The sequence below is a fragment of the Rubripirellula obstinata genome (assembly GCF_001642955.1).
Taxonomy (GTDB): Bacteria; Planctomycetota; Planctomycetia; order Pirellulales; family Pirellulaceae; genus Rubripirellula; species Rubripirellula obstinata.
In genome coordinates this window covers 1-1,434 of sequence record NZ_LWSK01000283.1, presented here as the reverse complement: position 1 = coordinate 1,434, position 1,434 = coordinate 1, and the positions used below count along the sequence as shown (strand labels likewise).

Annotated in this window: 2 protein-coding genes; both read right to left on the bottom strand. The window is 55.6% G+C overall.

Annotated elements, in window-relative coordinates; genetic code table 11:
* A partial coding sequence (locus tag RC85_RS28810) for a hypothetical protein (protein WP_238383250.1) occupies window positions 1–194 on the bottom strand: 194 nt, incomplete at its 3' end.
* Between the two features lie 908 nt (window positions 195–1,102).
* Window positions 1,103–1,434, bottom strand: a 332-nt coding sequence (locus tag RC85_RS28805; protein WP_238383249.1) for a hypothetical protein, incomplete at its 5' end; no start/stop codon positions are given.

The following is a 1,434-nucleotide window of genomic DNA, read 5'->3' as shown; positions in this document are numbered from 1 at the left end:
CTACGAAGTTGCGGTCGGAACCACCTTGGAGGCGACGACGTTCCGTATCGGCGGCGATCAGTGAAGATGCGTGACCAAGGAAGATCGCCGCCGATACGGTACGTCGTCGCCGGTCGTGCAAGCAAAGGGTAAAGCGTCGCATCGCCAACACGAGCATGAATTGATCGAGGAACCGTCAACGTTGGTTCAGTCATCGTTTGCAGTGAGTGAATCATCGTCCATGTGAAGTCGGCGCGATGGCGTGGAACGAACGGCATGGAATCCATACGTTGGTTGTGCCCCGCAGAGCGCGAGGAAGGCAGCAAAAGTCCGCGGCTCAATCGGATAACGTCTAAGATCACCGGGTGGGGACGGAAAAGTCAACCATCAGAAAGCAGTCGCAAGCCCCACTCCGGTGCATCCTTTGGTTATCCGCGAATGTGAAGTGGTTAGCCTACCAGGCGGGCAAGGAAACCCCGCTTGGGACGCCAAGTGTGCAGGCGATCCGAAACAATTTTGCCGACCGAAGCGGGGCCAGTTGAACGGTCAATGATTTCGGAATGAGCGGTTGAATAAATTGCATGGCCTTTGCGTGGCAGTTGCAAGTGCTCGAATGCAAGTAGCTTAGACTCGGTGCAATCCGTGATAATTGCTTGCGCAAAATATCGAGCCGATACCCGAGGATCCAAAATGATGACGGGGTAACGTTCGTAAATACGGCCCCAATTGTCCGGGATGTCAAACGATGGGCATTGCTCATCAAACGTAAGCTCGAACCCACGTCGTGATCGTTCCATTGCCGCAGTTCGGCGCTCAACCAGCGGGCGCGTGTCTGCAGTCGCGGAGTGGTCGAGCATTCGCAAGATTGCATCTCCGATCAAGTTAGCATCAGAGCGAGGCAAGATTGCCCCATCGCCGAAGGCGGACCCGCCATTCAAAAACGACACGTGAGGCAGGAGGACGACCGTGTCATCACGATAGTGGTGGTGGATGTTAACGCAATTGTGGCGGTTGGGGTCAGTCATTATTGATTCAGTCGGATAACGTCTAGGATCACCGGGTGGGGACGGAAAAGGTAACCATCAGAAAGCAGCCGCAAGCCCCACTCCGGTGCATCCTTTGGTTATCCGCCATTGTGCGTTCTGGCGTTAGTCGTGACGAAAGAGCGAATGGAGGCACATAAAGCATGGTAAGCAAGCTCTACAACGGCAGCAACTGCGATGCCACCAATCAGTGCCCCCGCAGCCAGTCCATCGGGCAGGTCACGCAAGAGTCGGTCAATCCCGTCGCGATAGTTGATTGCCACGAAAGCAAGCGAACAGGCAAGAGAAGTCATGAGAAACGCTAGTCCGTGGCGAGCCACATCTCCGGGCGGCCAACAGATTCGATGCCCAATCGTGCGAGCGTTAATGCCGACAGCCGCAGCGGTGCCCCAGCACATGTTGAGAGGGCATG